This is a genomic window from Rhizobium sp. 01N48, assembly GCF_056399145.1.
In genome coordinates, this window is sequence record NZ_JBFTQT010000004.1 from 238,161 (window position 1) to 253,334 (window position 15,174).

Annotated in this window: 18 protein-coding genes and 1 tRNA gene; 15 read left to right on the forward strand and 4 right to left on the reverse strand. The window is 61.0% G+C overall.

Going from position 1 to position 15,174, the window contains the following annotated elements:
• The first annotated feature begins 81 nt into the window (after positions 1–81).
• From glyA to AC1DOG_RS10380, 4 genes are read left to right on the forward strand one after another with little or no spacing between them, the layout of a single operon-like run.
• Complete coding sequence (gene glyA / locus AC1DOG_RS10365) at positions 82–1,380, forward strand: serine hydroxymethyltransferase (protein ID WP_477927797.1); 1,299 nt, start codon at positions 82–84, stop codon at positions 1,378–1,380.
• Between the two features lie 9 nt (positions 1,381–1,389).
• On the forward strand, positions 1,390–1,866 hold the full coding sequence (gene nrdR, locus AC1DOG_RS10370) for a transcriptional regulator NrdR (RefSeq protein WP_047513200.1): 477 nt from the start codon (positions 1,390–1,392) through the stop codon (positions 1,864–1,866).
• Between the two features lie 3 nt (positions 1,867–1,869).
• A complete protein-coding gene (ribD, locus tag AC1DOG_RS10375) occupies positions 1,870–3,168 on the forward strand; it encodes a bifunctional diaminohydroxyphosphoribosylaminopyrimidine deaminase/5-amino-6-(5-phosphoribosylamino)uracil reductase RibD (protein ID WP_477927800.1) in 1,299 nt (432 codons plus the stop codon).
• Positions 3,168–3,788: a riboflavin synthase gene (locus AC1DOG_RS10380; RefSeq protein WP_477927802.1), complete on the forward strand. Its 621-nt coding sequence runs from the start codon at positions 3,168–3,170 to the stop codon at positions 3,786–3,788. Before ribD ends, AC1DOG_RS10380 begins: the two co-directional genes overlap by 1 nt.
• On the opposite strand, the gene AC1DOG_RS10385 is transcribed toward AC1DOG_RS10380, so the two are convergent.
• Positions 3,751–4,287 (reverse strand): GNAT family N-acetyltransferase, encoded by a 537-nt coding sequence (locus AC1DOG_RS10385; protein WP_477927804.1) that lies wholly within the window; start codon positions 4,285–4,287, stop codon positions 3,751–3,753. The two genes, AC1DOG_RS10380 and AC1DOG_RS10385, sit on opposite strands and share 38 nt — an antisense overlap.
• 17 nt (positions 4,288–4,304) lie before the next feature.
• Positions 4,305–4,808, reverse strand: coding sequence for a cupin domain-containing protein (locus AC1DOG_RS10390; protein ID WP_477927805.1), 504 nt, complete (start codon positions 4,806–4,808; stop codon positions 4,305–4,307).
• A gap of 230 nt (positions 4,809–5,038) precedes the next feature.
• Here AC1DOG_RS10390 and ribH point away from each other — a divergent pair, with 230 nt between their 5' ends.
• From ribH to AC1DOG_RS10405, 3 genes are all read left to right on the forward strand, one after another.
• Entirely contained in the window at positions 5,039–5,494 is a 456-nt protein-coding gene (ribH, locus tag AC1DOG_RS10395; protein WP_018898685.1) for a 6,7-dimethyl-8-ribityllumazine synthase, read from the forward strand.
• Between the two features lie 3 nt (positions 5,495–5,497).
• Positions 5,498–5,980, forward strand: a complete 483-nt coding sequence (nusB, locus tag AC1DOG_RS10400) for a transcription antitermination factor NusB (protein ID WP_018898684.1) — start codon at positions 5,498–5,500, stop codon at positions 5,978–5,980.
• Between the two features lie 215 nt (positions 5,981–6,195).
• Positions 6,196–8,334, forward strand: a complete 2,139-nt coding sequence (locus AC1DOG_RS10405) for a sodium-translocating pyrophosphatase (RefSeq protein ID WP_413390931.1) — start codon at positions 6,196–6,198, stop codon at positions 8,332–8,334.
• A gap of 78 nt (positions 8,335–8,412) precedes the next feature.
• Here the strand turns inward: AC1DOG_RS10405 and AC1DOG_RS10410 are convergent, their stop codons facing one another.
• Complete coding sequence (locus tag AC1DOG_RS10410) at positions 8,413–8,943, reverse strand: outer membrane protein assembly factor BamE (protein WP_111561165.1); 531 nt, start codon at positions 8,941–8,943, stop codon at positions 8,413–8,415.
• Positions 8,944–9,130: 187 nt separating this feature from the next.
• Here AC1DOG_RS10410 and AC1DOG_RS10415 point away from each other — a divergent pair, with 187 nt between their 5' ends.
• From AC1DOG_RS10415 to AC1DOG_RS10445, 7 genes are all read left to right on the forward strand, one after another.
• The gene (locus tag AC1DOG_RS10415) at positions 9,131–9,721 is read left to right on the forward strand and encodes a ubiquinol-cytochrome C chaperone family protein (protein WP_181459187.1); all 591 of its coding nucleotides are present in this window, start codon (positions 9,131–9,133) and stop codon (positions 9,719–9,721) included.
• 10 nt (positions 9,722–9,731) lie between these two features.
• Positions 9,732–10,286, forward strand: coding sequence for a YceD family protein (locus AC1DOG_RS10420; RefSeq protein ID WP_477927809.1), 555 nt, complete (start codon positions 9,732–9,734; stop codon positions 10,284–10,286).
• A gap of 103 nt (positions 10,287–10,389) precedes the next feature.
• Positions 10,390–11,436, forward strand: a complete 1,047-nt coding sequence (plsX, locus tag AC1DOG_RS10425; RefSeq protein WP_026283034.1) for a phosphate acyltransferase PlsX — start codon at positions 10,390–10,392, stop codon at positions 11,434–11,436.
• 19 nt (positions 11,437–11,455) lie between these two features.
• Complete coding sequence (locus tag AC1DOG_RS10430; RefSeq protein WP_477927811.1) at positions 11,456–12,427, forward strand: beta-ketoacyl-ACP synthase III; 972 nt, start codon at positions 11,456–11,458, stop codon at positions 12,425–12,427.
• A gap of 109 nt (positions 12,428–12,536) precedes the next feature.
• Complete coding sequence (locus tag AC1DOG_RS10435; protein WP_018898677.1) at positions 12,537–12,875, forward strand: integration host factor subunit alpha; 339 nt, start codon at positions 12,537–12,539, stop codon at positions 12,873–12,875.
• Positions 12,876–13,105: 230 nt separating this feature from the next.
• Entirely contained in the window at positions 13,106–13,639 is a 534-nt protein-coding gene (locus AC1DOG_RS10440; protein ID WP_047513173.1) for a MerR family transcriptional regulator, read from the forward strand.
• A 71-nt stretch (positions 13,640–13,710) separates the two neighbouring features.
• Positions 13,711–14,349, forward strand: a complete 639-nt coding sequence (locus tag AC1DOG_RS10445) for an HAD family hydrolase (protein WP_477928153.1) — start codon at positions 13,711–13,713, stop codon at positions 14,347–14,349.
• Positions 14,350–14,352: 3 nt separating this feature from the next.
• Here the strand turns inward: AC1DOG_RS10445 and AC1DOG_RS10450 are convergent, their stop codons facing one another.
• Positions 14,353–14,502, reverse strand: a complete 150-nt coding sequence (locus tag AC1DOG_RS10450; protein WP_018898674.1) for a hypothetical protein — start codon at positions 14,500–14,502, stop codon at positions 14,353–14,355.
• A gap of 339 nt (positions 14,503–14,841) precedes the next feature.
• Between AC1DOG_RS10450 and AC1DOG_RS10455 the strand changes: the two genes are divergently transcribed.
• Positions 14,842–14,915, forward strand: a tRNA-Pro gene (locus tag AC1DOG_RS10455).
• Positions 14,916–15,174 lie beyond the last annotated feature (259 nt).

The window sequence follows — 15,174 nt, forward strand, 5'->3', positions numbered from 1 at the left end:
CCAGCAAATGTCGCTCTCCGTATTGCCCTTGAACGGGCAGGGCGCTAATAGCCTAGCGCATTCCAGTTGAGGAGCCCGCCGATGACCAATGCTTCTACCCAGACCTTCTTCAATCGCTCGCTTGCCGACACCGATCCGGAAATCTTCGGTTCGATCCAAAAGGAACTCGGTCGCCAGCGTCATGAGATCGAGTTGATCGCTTCGGAAAACATCGTTTCCCGCGCGGTTCTGGAAGCCCAGGGCTCCATTATGACCAACAAGTACGCCGAGGGATATCCGGGCAAGCGCTACTACGGCGGCTGCCAGTTCGTCGATATCGCGGAAGAGCTTGCGATCGAACGCGCCAAGAAGCTGTTCGGCGTCAACTTCGCCAACGTTCAGCCGAACTCCGGTTCGCAGATGAACCAGGCTGTCTTCCTCGCGCTGCTGCAGCCGGGCGACACCTTCATGGGCCTCGACCTCAACTCGGGCGGTCACCTGACGCACGGTTCGCCGGTCAACATGTCCGGTAAGTGGTTCAACGTCGTGTCCTACGGTGTTCGCGAAGGCGACAACCTGCTCGATATGGACGACGTCGCCGAGAAGGCACGCACCCACAAGCCGAAGCTCATCATCGCCGGCGGCACCGCTTACTCCCGCATCTGGGACTGGAAGCGCTTCCGCGAGATCGCTGATGAAGTCGGCGCCTATCTGATGGTCGATATGGCCCACATCGCCGGTCTCGTTGCCGGTGGCCAGCATCCGTCGCCGTTCCCGCACTGCCATGTCGCGACCACCACGACCCATAAGTCGCTGCGCGGCCCGCGCGGTGGTGTCATCCTGACTAACGACGAAGATCTGGCCAAGAAGTTCAACTCGGCCGTCTTCCCAGGCCTCCAGGGCGGTCCGCTCATGCACATCATCGCTGCCAAGGCCGTTGCCTTCGGCGAAGCGCTGCAGCCCGAGTTCAAGGACTACGCGGCTCAGGTCGTCAAGAATGCCAAGGCGCTGTCGGATACGCTGATCACAGGCGGCCTCGACGTCGTTTCCGGCGGCACCGACAACCACCTGATGCTGGTCGACCTTCGCAAGAAGAACGCGACGGGCAAGCGCGCCGAAGCCGCACTCGGCCGCGCCTACGTCACCTGCAACAAGAACGGCATTCCGTTCGACCCTGAAAAGCCCTTCGTCACCTCTGGCGTTCGCCTCGGCGCGCCTGCCGGCACGACGCGCGGCTTCAAGGAAGCGGAATTCAAGGAAATCGGCAATCTCATCGTCGAGGTTCTCGATGGCCTGAAGGCCGCCAACTCCGACGAAGGCAATGCCAGCGTCGAAGCAGCGGTGCGCGACAAGGTGATGAACCTCACCGGCCGCTTCCCAATGTACGACTACATCGGCTAAGGATAGCGCATGCGCTGCCCATTCTGCGGATCGGAAGACACACAGGTCAAGGATTCACGCCCGGCGGAGGACAATACGTCCATCCGCCGCAGGCGTATCTGTCCTGATTGCGGCGGTCGCTTCACGACCTTCGAGCGCGTGCAGCTGCGCGAGCTCATGGTCTCGAAGAAGACCGGCCGCAAGGTGCCTTTCGATCGCGACAAGCTGGTGCGTTCCTTTGAGATCGCGCTGCGCAAGCGCCCCGTCGACCGCGACCGCATAGAGCGCGCGGTCTCAGGCATCGTGCGGCGTCTGGAAAGCTCCGGCGAAGTCGAAATCAGCTCCGAGCAGATCGGCTTGCAGGTGCTCGAAGCGTTGAAGAGCCTCGATGACGTCGGCTTCGTGCGCTACGCTTCGGTCTATCGCGACTTCTCTCATGCCGAGGATTTCGAGAAGGTGATCTCGGAGATCAACGCCAAGATCGCTCGCGATCCTTTGGATAGCTGAGCGATGAGCGCTTCGTCAGACGACGCGCAATTCATGCAGGAGGCGATCCGCCTGGGTCTCCTCCATCTCGGCCAGACATCCACAAACCCCTCGGTCGGTTGCGTCATCGTACGCGACGGCAAGATCGTCGGCCGTGGCACGACGGCTGTCGGCGGCCGTCCGCATGCCGAACCGCAGGCCTTGGCCGAGGCAGGTGAACTGGCACGCGACGCCACCGCCTATGTCACGCTCGAGCCATGCTCCCACCACGGGAAGACGCCGCCCTGCGCCGATGCGCTGATCGCATCCGGCGTGTCCCGCGTCGTCATCAGCGTTACCGATCCTGATGAGCGTGTGTCGGGCAGGGGCATCGCTATGCTCCGCGACGCCGGCATCACGGTCGAGACCGGGTTGTTGGAGGAAGAGGGCCGCCACTCGCTCGCCGCCTATCTCACCCGCCAGACGAAGAACCGCCCCTATGTGATTCTGAAGCTTGCCGTTTCTCAAGATGGCATGATCGGTCGCTTGGGCGAGGGGCAGATCGCCATCACCGGTCCCGCGGCGCGCGCCGAAGTACAACAACTGCGCGCCGAGACGGATGCGATCCTCGTCGGTATCGGGACTGCCATTGCTGACGATCCGGAACTGACGGTGCGTATTCCGGGGCTTGAGGCGCGCTCGCCGGTGCGGATTGTGCTGGATCCGTTGCTGGAGTTGCCGTTGACGTCGAAGCTGGTGCGGACGGCGCGGCAGGTGCCGGTCATTGTGGTGGGGCGTGAGGAAGTTTCCGGTTCGGAGACTGGGGAGCAAGGATTACCCCCCTCTGTCCTGCCGGACATCTCCCCCACAAGGGGGGAGATCGACCCGTTGCGGGCGGTTTCGCAAAACGCAGACCTTGGAACGAGCGGGCAAGCCCAGCCAATCTCCCCACCTGTGGGGGAGATGCCCGGCAGGGCAGAGGGGGGTATCCCAACCACCAACGCCAACGAAACCACCGCACAACTCGAAGCCCGCCGCCAAGCCCTAGAATCCGCTGGCGTCGAAGTCGTCTACTGCCACCCCTACCACCCGGAACAGCTTCTCCCGGCACTCGCCTCCCGCGGCATTTCCTCGCTGCTGGTCGAAGGCGGCGCCAAGACGGCGCGGCTTTTCCTTGAGGCCGGCTATGTCGACCGCATCCTGCTCTACCAGGGGCCGGGCACCATTGGCGAAGGCGGTATTGAAACGCCGATCCGCAAAACCGATATTCCATCCGATTTCAAGCATGTGGGCACGCGCAGAGTTGGCGACGACAGCCTGGACGAATACGAAGGAGAAGTTTGATGTTTACAGGCATTGTCACCGACGTCGGCACGATCGAATCTGTTTCGCCCCTCAAGGAGGGCATCAAGCTTCGCGTGGCGACCAGCTATGATCCCGCGACCATCGACATGGGCGCCTCGATCTCGCATTCCGGCATCTGCCTGACGGTCACCGGCCTGCCCGAAGAGGGCAGCAATGGCCGCTGGTTCGAGGTGGAAGCCTGGGAAGAAGCGCTGCGCCTGACGACGATCGGCACCTGGAAAGAGGGCAGCCCCGTCAATCTCGAGCGTTCGCTGAAGATCGGCGACGAACTGGGCGGCCACATCGTCTCCGGCCACGTCGACGGCAAGGCCGAGATCCTCTCCGTCACCGAAGAGGGCGACGCCACCCGTTTCCGCATCCGTGCGCCGGAGCATCTGGCCAAGTTCGTCGCGCCTAAGGGCTCGATCGCGCTCGATGGCACATCCCTGACGGTCAACGCCGTCGATGGCACCGATTTCGACGTGCTCCTTATCCGCCACACGCTTGAGGTCACGACCTGGGGCAAGCGCCAGACCGGCGATTTCGTCAACTTCGAAGTCGACACCATGGCGCGTTACGCTGCTAGGCTGGCCGAGTTCCCGGCCGCGAAAGCAGAATAACCTCGCCATTATAGTGCGCCCGCCTCGCATCGCCAAAGCCGAGCTTTTCGGCAAGGCGCAGCGAGGCGGCATTGTCGGGATCGATGATGCAGCTCATCGGCTGTGCCGGAAAGTGCACCTCCGCCCAGCCGATCAACGCCCGCAGCGCTTCCGTCGCGTAGCCCTTTCCCTGAGCGTCCGGCATTAATGCCCAGCCCGTTTCCAGCGTCCCCTCGGTGCTGACCGGCTGCATGTCGCGCTTCATCTCCAGAAAGCCCGCTTCGCCCACGAACCGGCCGCTCTCTTTTTCTTCGATGGCGAGGAAGCCGAAGCCCATGTGGTGCCACATCCCGGCGACGCGCAGCATGCGCCCCCAGCTCTGCTCCCGCGTCGACGCCACCCCGCTGATGAAGCGCACGACCGCATCGTTGCTCCAGAGCGCATGATAAGCCTCGAAATCCTCAAGCGCGTGCGGCCGGAGTATCAGCCGCTCGGTCTCGATCGTCGGTATCTCGGTCATCGCGATCGCTTTCCCCGTCAGGCCCCAGGCTCGCCATCCCAGTAGTCGAGACCGTCGCCGGCGCGTCCCATCACGCGAAACGATCGATCGGGCGATCCCTCGCGGCGCGTCTTCGCGAGAAACTTGCCCGAGTCCGGATATTCGACGATATCGGTCGCGGCCTTCGTCGAGATGCCGAGATAGATGAGCGGGGTGGCACCCGTGTTGATGATCTGGTGCGCCGTCTCCCGCCCGCCCGCCGGTGCGCCGAGCACGTCGCCCTTGCGGATCGGGTAGCGCTCCGTTCCGAAACGATACTCGCCGGTTCCCTCGATCACGAAGAACATCTCGTCCTCGGCATGATGGTTGTGAAAGGGACAGCCCGATTTGCCCGCGGGTACCTCGTTATAGCTGACGCCGAGCCCTTGCAGCCCGAGCATGGCACCGAACGAAATGTCGGCGCTCTCGTAAAGCTCTCCCTGCTTCCAGCGATCGAGGCTGAGTGCGTTCACGTTGACGACGGGTGTTTGCTGATCGTTCATTCTCGTCTCCCTTTGCCCCGAGGAATTATGAGTTTGTGCGGGAAATCAACCCGTTATCTATCAAGGTTCGGCGTTTTCAGGGCGGGGGCCTGCCAGTACTTCGACATTCGCTTGGATGATTCGCGATTTTGCACCGCAGCCATGAGCCGAATTTGCTTGCCATTCTGCCGAAGGCGTGTTTTGACCGCCGCCTGTCGAACGGCAAATCCTCTAGGAAATGAAGGTGACCCATGGCGCGAGAAACCGCTCCTCATATCTTGATCGTTGAAGCACGTTTCTACGACGACATGGCTGATGCTCTCCTGGAAGGCGCAACCTTCGCTCTGACGGAAGCCGGCGCGACCTATGACGTGGTCACCGTTCCCGGCGCGCTGGAAATTCCGGCTGCGATTGCAATGGCTCTCGATGGAGCGGATAATGACGGCACGAACTACGACGGCTACGTCGCGCTCGGCATGGTTATCCGCGGCGAGACCTACCACTTCGATATCGTGTCGAACGAATCCTCGCGCGCGCTGATGGACCTGTCCGTCAGCGAATCCATTGCCATCGGCAATGGCATCCTGACGGTCGAAAACGACGAGCAGGCTTGGTCGCGCGTACGCCGTTCGGATAAGGACAAGGGCGGCTTTGCCGCTCGCGCAGCTCTCACCATGATCGAGCTGAAGAAAAAGCTGGGTGCATAAGGCATGAGCAACGAAAACGTAGAGCGTCCGGTCAAGGCAGCGAACCAGCGTGGCGCCGCGCGTCTCGCCGCCGTTCAGGCGCTCTATCAGATGGATATCGGCGGCACCGGCGTTCTCGAAATCGTCGCCGAATACGAAGCCCATCGTCTCGGCCAGGAACTGGATGGCGAAACCTACCTGAAGGCTGATCCTTCCTGGTTCCGTTCGATCGTCTCCGGCGTCGTGCGCGAACAGAAGCGGCTCGATCCGCTGGTTGCCTCGGCGTTGCAGGACGATTGGGCGCTATCGCGCCTCGACAGCACCGTTCGCGCCATCCTTCGCGCCGGCGTTTTCGAGCTTCTCGACCGCAAGGACGTGCCGGTCGCGGTCATCGTCACCGAGTACGTTGAGATCGCTCAGGCGTTCTTCAGCGACGATGAGCCCAAGCTCGTCAACGCTGTTCTCGACCGCATCGCCAAGCAAGTTCGCGGCGATCAAAAAAAGTAGCGTTTCGCGCGCAAGAATCGGCTCCTTCCTCCGATCGGCTAATCTCCTCTTTCCCATTGCTCCGTAAGGGTTTTCAGCCCTTGCGGGCTTGACGTCCCGTTTTCCTCCCCGCAATCTCCACTCGGCGTTGCAGCATTTCTGTGGGAGGAAATGAGGACGGCGTGTTCGCAGCCGGAGAGGGAGTGAGCTCCGGCTCTTTTGGAGGAAAGAGCGAAATGACGATTCTTTTATGCGTAATAGCGTGCGGTTTGCTTTCGGTGGTCTATGCCATCTGGGCAATCCGGTCGGTGCTATCAGCCGATCAGGGGAACGCCCGCATGCAGGAAATTGCAGGATATATTCGCGAAGGCGCGCAGGCCTATCTGACGCGCCAGTATACGGCAATCGCCATTGTCGGCGTCGTCGTCTTCATCGCCGCCTGGCTGCTGCTCTCCGCCACGGCCGCGATCGGCTTTCTGGTTGGTGCCGTGCTTTCGGGCGCCGCGGGCTTCATCGGCATGCACGTCTCGGTTCGCGCCAATGTGCGCACCGCGCAGGCTGCCTCGCATAGCCTTGCCGCCGGTCTCGGCATCGCCTTCAAGTCTGGCGCCATCACCGGCATGCTGGTCGCCGGCCTGGCGCTGCTTGGCGTCTCCATCTACTATCTGATCCTCACCGGCGTGCTCGGCCACGATCCTGCCTCGCGTGAAGTTATCGATTCCCTGGTCGCGCTCGGCTTCGGCGCATCGCTGATCTCGATCTTCGCCCGTCTCGGCGGCGGTATCTTCACCAAGGGCGCCGATGTCGGCGGCGATCTCGTCGGCAAGGTCGAGGCCGGTATCCCGGAAGATGATCCACGCAACCCCGCAACTATCGCCGACAACGTTGGCGACAACGTCGGCGATTGCGCCGGCATGGCAGCCGACCTTTTCGAAACCTATGCGGTCTCCGTCGTCGCTACGATGGTTCTTGCCGCGATCTTCTTCGGCGGCACGCCGGTTCTTGCGTCGGCGATGATCTACCCGCTGGCGATTTGCGGCGCCTGCATCATCACCTCGATCATCGGCACCTTCTTCGTGAAGCTTGGCAGCAACGGCTCGATCATGGGCGCCCTCTACAAGGGGCTCATCGTCACCGGCCTGCTGTCGATCCTGGGTCTTGGTGCTGCAACGTCGCTGACCGTTGGCTGGGGTCCGATCGGCACGGTCGCTGGTCATGACATTACCGGAATGAACCTCTTCATCTGCGGTATCGTCGGCCTCATCGTCACCGCGCTGATCGTCGTCATCACCGAATACTACACCGGCACCAACAAGCGCCCTGTGAATTCGATCGCCCAGGCATCGGTCACGGGACACGGCACCAACGTGATCCAGGGGCTCGCCGTATCGCTGGAATCGACGGCACTTCCGGCGATCGTCATCGTCGGTGGCATCCTGGCGACCTTCCAACTGGGCGGCCTGTTCGGCACCGGTATCGCCGTCACCGCCATGCTCGGCCTTGCCGGCATGATCGTGGCGCTCGACGCTTTCGGCCCTGTGACCGATAACGCCGGCGGCATCGCCGAAATGGCGCATCTGCCACCGGAAGTGCGCAAGTCCACGGACGCGCTCGATGCAGTGGGTAACACCACCAAGGCCGTCACCAAGGGCTACGCGATCGGCTCCGCCGGTCTCGGCGCCCTCGTGCTCTTCGCGGCCTATTCGAACGACCTGCAATATTTCGCCTCGCATGGTGATCAGTATCCGTACTTCGCCAATATCGGTGCGATCTCGTTCGATCTCTCCAACCCCTATGTCGTCGCCGGATTGCTCTTCGGCGGCCTCATCCCTTATCTCTTCGGCGGCATCGCCATGACGGCGGTGGGACGTGCGGCTGGATCGATCGTCGAGGAAGTGCGCAAGCAGTTCCGCGAAAAGCCCGGCATCATGCAGGGCACCGAGAAGCCGGATTACGGCAAGGCGGTCGATCTTCTGACGAAGGCCGCCATTCGCGAAATGATCATTCCGTCGCTTCTGCCCGTCCTGGCGCCCGTCGTCGTCTATTTCGGCGTACTGTTGATTTCCGGCTCCAAGGCATCGGCCTTCGCGGCGCTTGGCGCATCGCTTCTCGGCGTCATCATCAACGGCCTGTTCGTCGCGATCTCGATGACCTCGGGCGGCGGCGCATGGGACAACGCCAAGAAATCCTTCGAAGACGGCTTCGTCGACAAGGACGGCACGCGCCACATGAAGGGATCTGAAGCCCACAAGGCATCCGTAACCGGCGACACCGTCGGCGACCCCTACAAGGACACCGCAGGTCCTGCGGTCAATCCGGCGATCAAGATCACCAACATCGTGGCACTGCTGCTGCTTGCCATCCTGGCGGGCTGATCGGCCTTAGATCTAGAACCAATGAAAAAACCCGCCGGAGCGATCCGGCGGGTTTTGTGTGGGCGAATGACTTGGCGCTTAGCGCAAGCTGGCCGGGTTCTGCGGCGAAGGACGATCGCCGGCGCCGAACAGGCCCTTGGCCATGTTCGCGGCGCTGCCGCCAGAAAGCAGCTGCTGCAGGAAGGTAAGATCCTTACCACCAGTCGGCGTGACGCGCGTGATCGTGTCGAACGGCTTGCCGTCCTTGAGCGTGTAGTTGGCGCGGCGGACTACGACGCCGTCCTTGTCGAAGTAGATGGCGAGAACGCTCTGGTCCACGACCTTCAGCTTCTGGAACGCCATGGAGCGCTCGCGACGCTGCGAGATGTAATAGAAGACTTCGCCATCGAAGGTGGCGGTCGTCGAAGGCGTGCCCAGCGACAGCAGAACCTGCTCGCGGCTCGAACCCTCGGGAACCAGGTTGAGCGACTGCTCGTCGGCGACGTAACCGCCGTTGAGAACCGTACCCGTTTGGCAGCCGGTCAATCCGGCGGAGGCGATCATGATGGCAATGGCGGCATTGCTGAGGAATTTCTTGTCAGACTTGAAATACCGTTTCTTCAACGACATCTACTCCCTTAACGTATCGATACCAGCCATCGGCCATGCAATGTTACGCTGATGCAAAACCATTGTGGCCTTTCCGGGGTCGGACGTGAGCCATCTGCCGAGTGGCCATCGTCGAAGCGCTGTCCCGAAAGTGGCCACCTTCGCCATTGCAATTCGCGCATGCTTCGGTAAACCAGCTTTCGAAATCATGCAACAAGGCCGGACGCAGGTTGGCGCCAAGAACGAGGCCTTTCCGGAAAAAACAATGATATTCGGGCTCTTCGGCAAGAAAAACAACAATCAGGCGATCGTCGACCGGCAATATGAGGCGCTGACATCGGCCGCCCGCATGCCCGCGCTTTACGAGAGACTCGGCGTGCCGGATACGGTCATGGGCCGCTTCGAAATGCTGTCGGCTGTCATGATCCTGTTTTTTCGCCGCACGCGTGCATCCGAGACAAGCGGCCAGGAAATCGCGCAGGAAATCGTGGATGCATTCTTCCAGGATATCGATTATTCGATCCGCGAACTCGGCATCGGCGACAACACCGTGCCGAAGCGCATGAAGAAACTCGCCGGCATGTTCTACGGCCGGCTCGAAGCCTATTCCAAGGCGATGGACGCTGGTGATGCCGAGGCGCTCGCCGTGGCGCTTGGCCGCAACATTCATCCGAAGGAAGCAGACCCGGTCGATATGCGCGCGCTTGCCGATTGGATGTTTTCCGCTGAAAAACACCTGTCGGCACAGTCCGAAGATACGATCGCGACCGGCTCGGCAACGCTGCCCGCCGTCGCGTGAGGAGACAATGATGAAGAATTCAAACGAAGGCACGCCTTTCTCCTATCTGGTCAAGGTCGGCAACGTCTCGGCCAACCCGGTCGACGTCCATCTGGAAGCCGACAAGGACGAGTTGCAGGCGCTCGCCGAAACCTGGGACGTGATCTCCGTCGACGATTTCCGCGCCGATCTGCAGATCGCGCGCTGGAAGAAGGACGGCATCCGCGTGAAGGGCAGGGTGCGGGCGAGCATCGTCCAGAGCTGCGTCGTCACGCTGGAGCCGGTGCCGTCTAAGATCGACGAGACGTTCGAGCAGATCTTCGTGCCCGAAAACTCCAAGCTCGCGCGCCGCCCGGCCAACGATACCGGCGAAATGATGCTGGACCCCGACGGCCCCGACCTGCCGGAAAGCTTTGTCGGCGATACGATCGACGCCGGCGAGGTCGCCACCGAATTCGCCGCCATGGCGATCGATCCGTACCCCCGCAAAGAGGGCGTTGCCTTCGATGGTCACATAGAAGACACCGGAGAGAACGATAAGAAGCCTTCCGCCTTTGCTGTTCTGAAAGACTGGAAAAAGGACTGAAAGCCGCTCGCGGTTTGACATAATTCAGTTGTCAGCGACGGTAAAACCGGTATTTTGGCCAAAATTTCGCCCTCCTGGGACGAAAAAAAAGGATCAGGGACGCGTGATCAGAATTTCTCTCGACCTCATGGGTGGCGACTTTGGTCCCCAGGTAGTCATCCCCGGTGCCGCAAAGGCGCTGGAACGGCATCCGGACATTTCGTTCGTGATGTATGGCTTGAAGGAACAGTGCGAGCCTATTCTCGACCAGTTTCCGAAGCTGAAGGAGAAATCCGTTCTCCACGATTGCGAACTTGCCGTGCGCATGGACGAGAAGCCGAGCCAGGCATTGCGCCGCGGCCGCTATGTCTCTTCCATGTGGCGTTCGCTTGAGGCCGTGAAGACCAAGGACGCCGATGTCGCGGTGTCCGCCGGCAATACCGGCGCGCTGATGGCGATGGCCAAGTTCTGTCTGCGCACGATGGCCAATATCGAGCGCCCGGCGATCGCTGCGATCTGGCCGACCATGCGCGGCGAAAGCATCGTGCTCGATGTCGGCGCGACGATCGGCGCCGATAGCCAGCAGCTGATGGATTTCGCGCTGATGGGCGGCGCCATGGCGCGCGCACTGTTCGAGATCGACCGTCCGACGATCGGCCTGCTCAATGTGGGCGTAGAAGAGATCAAGGGCCAGGAAGAGGTCAAGGAAGCCGGACGCCTGCTGCGCGAGGCCAATATCGACTCGCTCGATTATTTCGGCTTCGTCGAGGGCAATGACATCGGCAAGGGAACCGTCGATGTCGTGGTCACCGAAGGCTTTGCCGGCAACATCGCGCTGAAGGCGGCCGAAGGCACGGCGCGCCAGATCGGCGAATATCTGAAAGCTGCGATGTCGCGCACCCTGCTTGCCAAGATCGGCTATATCTTCGCCAAGAGCGCGTTCGACATGCTGCGCGAGAAGATGGACCCGAGCAAGGTTAATGGTGGCGTGTTTCTCGGCCTCAACGGCGTGGTCATCAAGAGCCACGGCGGCGCCAATGCCGAAGGGATCGCGTCTGCGATCGAGGTCGGCTACGACATGGCCAAGAATGGCCTCAATCAGAAAATAGAAAACGATTTGCAAAAGTATCATGCCAAGCGGCTGCCCCCTATCGGGCCGGAAGCGGCATGAGCGACGGGATTTGAAGAATATGATCCGTTCAGTGGTTCGCGGTTTCGGATCCGCGCTTCCGAAACGCGTTATGACCAATCGCGACATGGAAGATGTCGTGGACACTTCCGACGAATGGATTGTCCAGCGCACGGGCATTCGCCAGCGTTACCTCGCCGGAGGAGATGAGACGACGTCCTCGCTTGGAGCGGCGGCGGCTCTGGCGGCGCTCGAAAAGGCCGGCATGACGCCCGATGACATCGACATGATCATCTGCGCGACGTCGACGCCAGACAACACCTTCCCTGCGACCGCCGTCAGCATCCAGAACCGTCTCGGCATGAGCCACGGCTTTGCCTTCGACGTGCAGGCGGTTTGCACCGGTTTCGTCTACGCGGTCACCACCGCCGACGCCTATATCCGTGGCGGCCTTGCCAAGCGCGTGCTCGTCATCGGCGCCGAAACCTTCTCGCGCATCCTCGACTGGAATGACCGCACGACGTGCGTGCTCTTCGGCGATGGCGCAGGCGCGATCGTGCTTGAAGCAGCCGAAGGCGAGGGGAGCACTGATGACCGTGGCGTCCTCACCGCGCATCTGCGTTCCGACGGTTCGCACAAGGAAAAGCTCTTCGTCGATGGTGGACCGTCGACCACGGGCACCGTCGGCAAGCTGCGCATGGAAGGCCGCGAAGTCTTCAAATATGCGGTTGGCATGATCACCGACGTCATCCAGGCAGCCTTCGACAGCACCGGCACCACCTCGGACGATCTCGATTGGCTGGTGCCGCATCAGGCAAATCGTCGCATCATCGATGGCTCCGCCAAGAAGCTCAACATCGCGCCCGAGAAGGTTGTCGTCACCGTCGACCTGCACGGCAACACGTCGGCGGCTTCGATCCCGCTCGCGCTCGCGGTTGCAGCCGGTGACGGACGTATCAAGAAGGGCGATCTCGTCATGCTCGAGGCGATGGGCGGCGGCTTCACCTGGGGCGCTGTCCTGCTACGCTGGTAACGGCCCAAAAACCCAAAAAGCTGACAACGAACAAGGGCTTGACCGTAAGGCGCAAGACAAATACTCTTTGCTCGTCCTCACAAAACAAAACCGATGGGCAGGGAAAAAGATGACCGGCAAAACAGTCACGCGCGCAGACTTGGCGGAATCCGTTTTTCGCAAAGTCGGTCTGTCCCGCACGGAATCGGCGGAGCTCGTGGAGACTGTGATCGACGAGATCTGCAACGCCATCGTTCGCGGTGAGACGGTCAAGCTTTCCTCCTTCGCGACCTTCCAGGTGCGCGACAAGAACGAGCGCATCGGCCGTAACCCGAAGACCGGCGAAGAAGTGCCGATCTCTCCGCGCCGCGTAATGACCTTCAAGGCATCGAACGTCTTGAAGACCCGCATCCTGAAGGCGCATACCCTGCGCAAGGTCAAGACCAAGCCGGCCAATCCGGCCGCCTGATCGCTTTCCAAGCTCGTCGCTTGACGAGGTTGATCGACGCTTCCGGTGAATTTTCCGCAACGTTTTCTGTGCGAATTCGAGACGTGACTTGAATTAACGCAAGCAAACCGTTGAAATATGATGAGTCGCGGCTCGGACATATCAGGTGCGAGCCCCTTCGCCTTGCCGACGAACGGTAAGCGCGACGCGCTGAAGATCGCGTGCTGAAAATCGCGTAGGGAGTGAGAACCTTGGATAAGAGCCCGGATGCTTTTCGCACCATCAGCGAAGTAGCGGATGACCTCGATCTTCCGCAGCACGTGCTGCGCTTCTGGGAGACCCGCTTCCCGCAGATCAAGCCGATGAAGCGCGGCGGTGGCAGACGCTACTACCGGCCGGAAGATGTCGATCTGCTGAAGGGCATCCGCCATCTGCTCTATGATCACGGCTACACCATCAAGGGTGTGCAGAAGCTCCTGAAGACCAACGGCAACAAGTTCGTCATCGCCATCGGCCATGGCGATCTCGCAAGCGTCCAGGCGCTGACCGGCCAGAGCGAAAGCGAAGCCGGCGAGCCCAGGGTCGGCATGTCCGAGGAAGATCAGCTGGTCGGACGCGCCAAGGCGCCCGCTTCCCGCCGCTTCTTCAATTTCGGCGGTGGCGACGACGAGGCGGCTGAGGTATCGCTCGGCAAATCGAGCGTCGGCAAGGAAGATCGGGCGCTGTTGCAGGAGGCGCTCTATGATCTCCTGGAATGCAAACGCCTTCTCGACCAGGTCCGCTGAGGCCGGCGTCAGGCCGCCCGAGATCATCTGATATTGCCAGCCAGGAGCTTCGCGTGCCGGTTCCCACAAAAATGTATGACGCCTTCCTCTTCGACATGGACGGAACGCTGCTCAACTCCATCGCCGTGGTCGAACGCGTCTGGACCGGCTGGGCGGTGCGCCATGGGTTCGAGCCCGAGGTTTTCCTGAAGACAATCCACGGCGTTCGCGCCAGCGACGTGATCCGCAATCTGGCGCTGCCGGGTGTCGATCCCGAGCACGAAGCAAAATTGTTGCTGCAGGAAGAGCTTGAGGATGTGAACGGGATCATTGAGATACCGGGCGCCATAAAATTCCTGAACAGCCTGCCGCCCGAGCGCTGGGCCATCGTCACCTCTGCACCTTCAGAGCTTTTCAAGCTCCGAATGACCGCAGCCGGCATCCCGATGCCGAAAGTGATCGTGACGGGTGAGGAGGTTTCATCCGGAAAGCCGAGCCCGGAGGGCTATCGCCTTGGCGCCGAACGTCTCGGCGTCGATCCGGCCAAGTGCCTCGTGTTCGAGGACGCGGTCGCCGGCATTCTCGCGGGTGAGGCGGCGGGCGCGGATGTGGTCGTTGTGACCCAGACCCACGCCACGCCTTTTGAGACCCCGCATATGTCGATCGCCGATTATGTCGGCAGCAGCGTCACGATCGCCGAAGACGGGTGCATCGGCTTTACGCGCGGCTAGCGCCTACTGCTTGCGCGGCAGGCCTTGCTTCTGCATCCGCTCGAATGCGGCCATCATCTTCGCCTTGACGGAACCGAGCGTTCCCAGCTCGTGGCCGCAGGTGAAGCACGTCAGCATGTCGCTATCCAGCGGCTGCGGGCGTTCGAACTTCATTCTGGTGTTCCTGCACTTCGGGCAGGGGATCTCGATTTCCATGCTATGTCTCCCTGAGCAATCTGACGTCCCAATAGTCAGATGATCGCGGCAGGGCAAGCTCTTTACGGCGGCGGAGAGCTTCGTCGCACGCGGTCTGCCGAAAAGAACTGGTGAATTTCTGAGTGATGTCGATTTTTCGCTTGCGCCGAAAATCCCAAAAGACTAACAGGATCAGGCCGTAAAGGCAGGTCGGGGCGTAGCGCAGCCCGGTAGCGCACTTGACTGGGGGGCAAGGGGTCGCAGGTTCATTATACGGGATCAGCGATTGTGTTCAGATCTGTAGGTACGGCAATGTGACGGAATGTAGCGCAGCCTGGTAGCGCACTTGACTGGGGGTCAAGGGGTCGCAGGTTCAAATCCTGTCATTCCGATATTTTCAAGGGCTTATCGCAAGATAGAGCTGATTTCAGGAAGGCCGGTTAGCTCAAAGCTCGCTGGCCTTTCCGTTTCTACTCGCTCATATTCTGGCTATCTGAACACCTGAACACTTGTCTCGGGTACGTACAGCGGCTGCGTCACACACTTTATGCCTGCTCATCCGCCGACTAGGCGGATCCCGTTTCTTCGAATGTTAGCCGACCGCCGATGCCCATCGCTACAGGCGAGTCGAGCTTTCATTCGAAGTAGAAA

What these genes read in the sequence shown, in the direction of transcription:
- glyA (WP_477927797.1), top strand. Translation starts at nt 82, where the DNA reads ATGACCAATGCTTCTACCCAGACCTTCTTCAATCGCTCGCTTGCCGAC.
- nrdR (WP_047513200.1), top strand. Translation starts at nt 1,390, where the DNA reads ATGCGCTGCCCATTCTGCGGATCGGAAGACACACAGGTCAAGGATTCA.
- ribD (WP_477927800.1), top strand. Translation starts at nt 1,870, where the DNA reads ATGAGCGCTTCGTCAGACGACGCGCAATTCATGCAGGAGGCGATCCGC.
- AC1DOG_RS10380 (WP_477927802.1), top strand. Translation starts at nt 3,168, where the DNA reads ATGTTTACAGGCATTGTCACCGACGTCGGCACGATCGAATCTGTTTCG.
- AC1DOG_RS10385 (WP_477927804.1), bottom strand. Translation starts at nt 4,287, where the DNA reads ATGACCGAGATACCGACGATCGAGACCGAGCGGCTGATACTCCGGCCG.
- AC1DOG_RS10390 (WP_477927805.1), bottom strand. Translation starts at nt 4,808, where the DNA reads ATGAACGATCAGCAAACACCCGTCGTCAACGTGAACGCACTCAGCCTC.
- ribH (WP_018898685.1), top strand. Translation starts at nt 5,039, where the DNA reads ATGGCGCGAGAAACCGCTCCTCATATCTTGATCGTTGAAGCACGTTTC.
- nusB (WP_018898684.1), top strand. Translation starts at nt 5,498, where the DNA reads ATGAGCAACGAAAACGTAGAGCGTCCGGTCAAGGCAGCGAACCAGCGT.
- AC1DOG_RS10405 (WP_413390931.1), top strand. Translation starts at nt 6,196, where the DNA reads ATGACGATTCTTTTATGCGTAATAGCGTGCGGTTTGCTTTCGGTGGTC.
- AC1DOG_RS10410 (WP_111561165.1), bottom strand. Translation starts at nt 8,943, where the DNA reads ATGTCGTTGAAGAAACGGTATTTCAAGTCTGACAAGAAATTCCTCAGC.
- AC1DOG_RS10415 (WP_181459187.1), top strand. Translation starts at nt 9,131, where the DNA reads ATGCAACAAGGCCGGACGCAGGTTGGCGCCAAGAACGAGGCCTTTCCG.
- AC1DOG_RS10420 (WP_477927809.1), top strand. Translation starts at nt 9,732, where the DNA reads ATGAAGAATTCAAACGAAGGCACGCCTTTCTCCTATCTGGTCAAGGTC.
- AC1DOG_RS10430 (WP_477927811.1), top strand. Translation starts at nt 11,456, where the DNA reads ATGATCCGTTCAGTGGTTCGCGGTTTCGGATCCGCGCTTCCGAAACGC.
- AC1DOG_RS10435 (WP_018898677.1), top strand. Translation starts at nt 12,537, where the DNA reads ATGACCGGCAAAACAGTCACGCGCGCAGACTTGGCGGAATCCGTTTTT.
- AC1DOG_RS10445 (WP_477928153.1), top strand. Translation starts at nt 13,711, where the DNA reads ATGTATGACGCCTTCCTCTTCGACATGGACGGAACGCTGCTCAACTCC.
- AC1DOG_RS10450 (WP_018898674.1), bottom strand. Translation starts at nt 14,502, where the DNA reads ATGAAGTTCGAACGCCCGCAGCCGCTGGATAGCGACATGCTGACGTGC.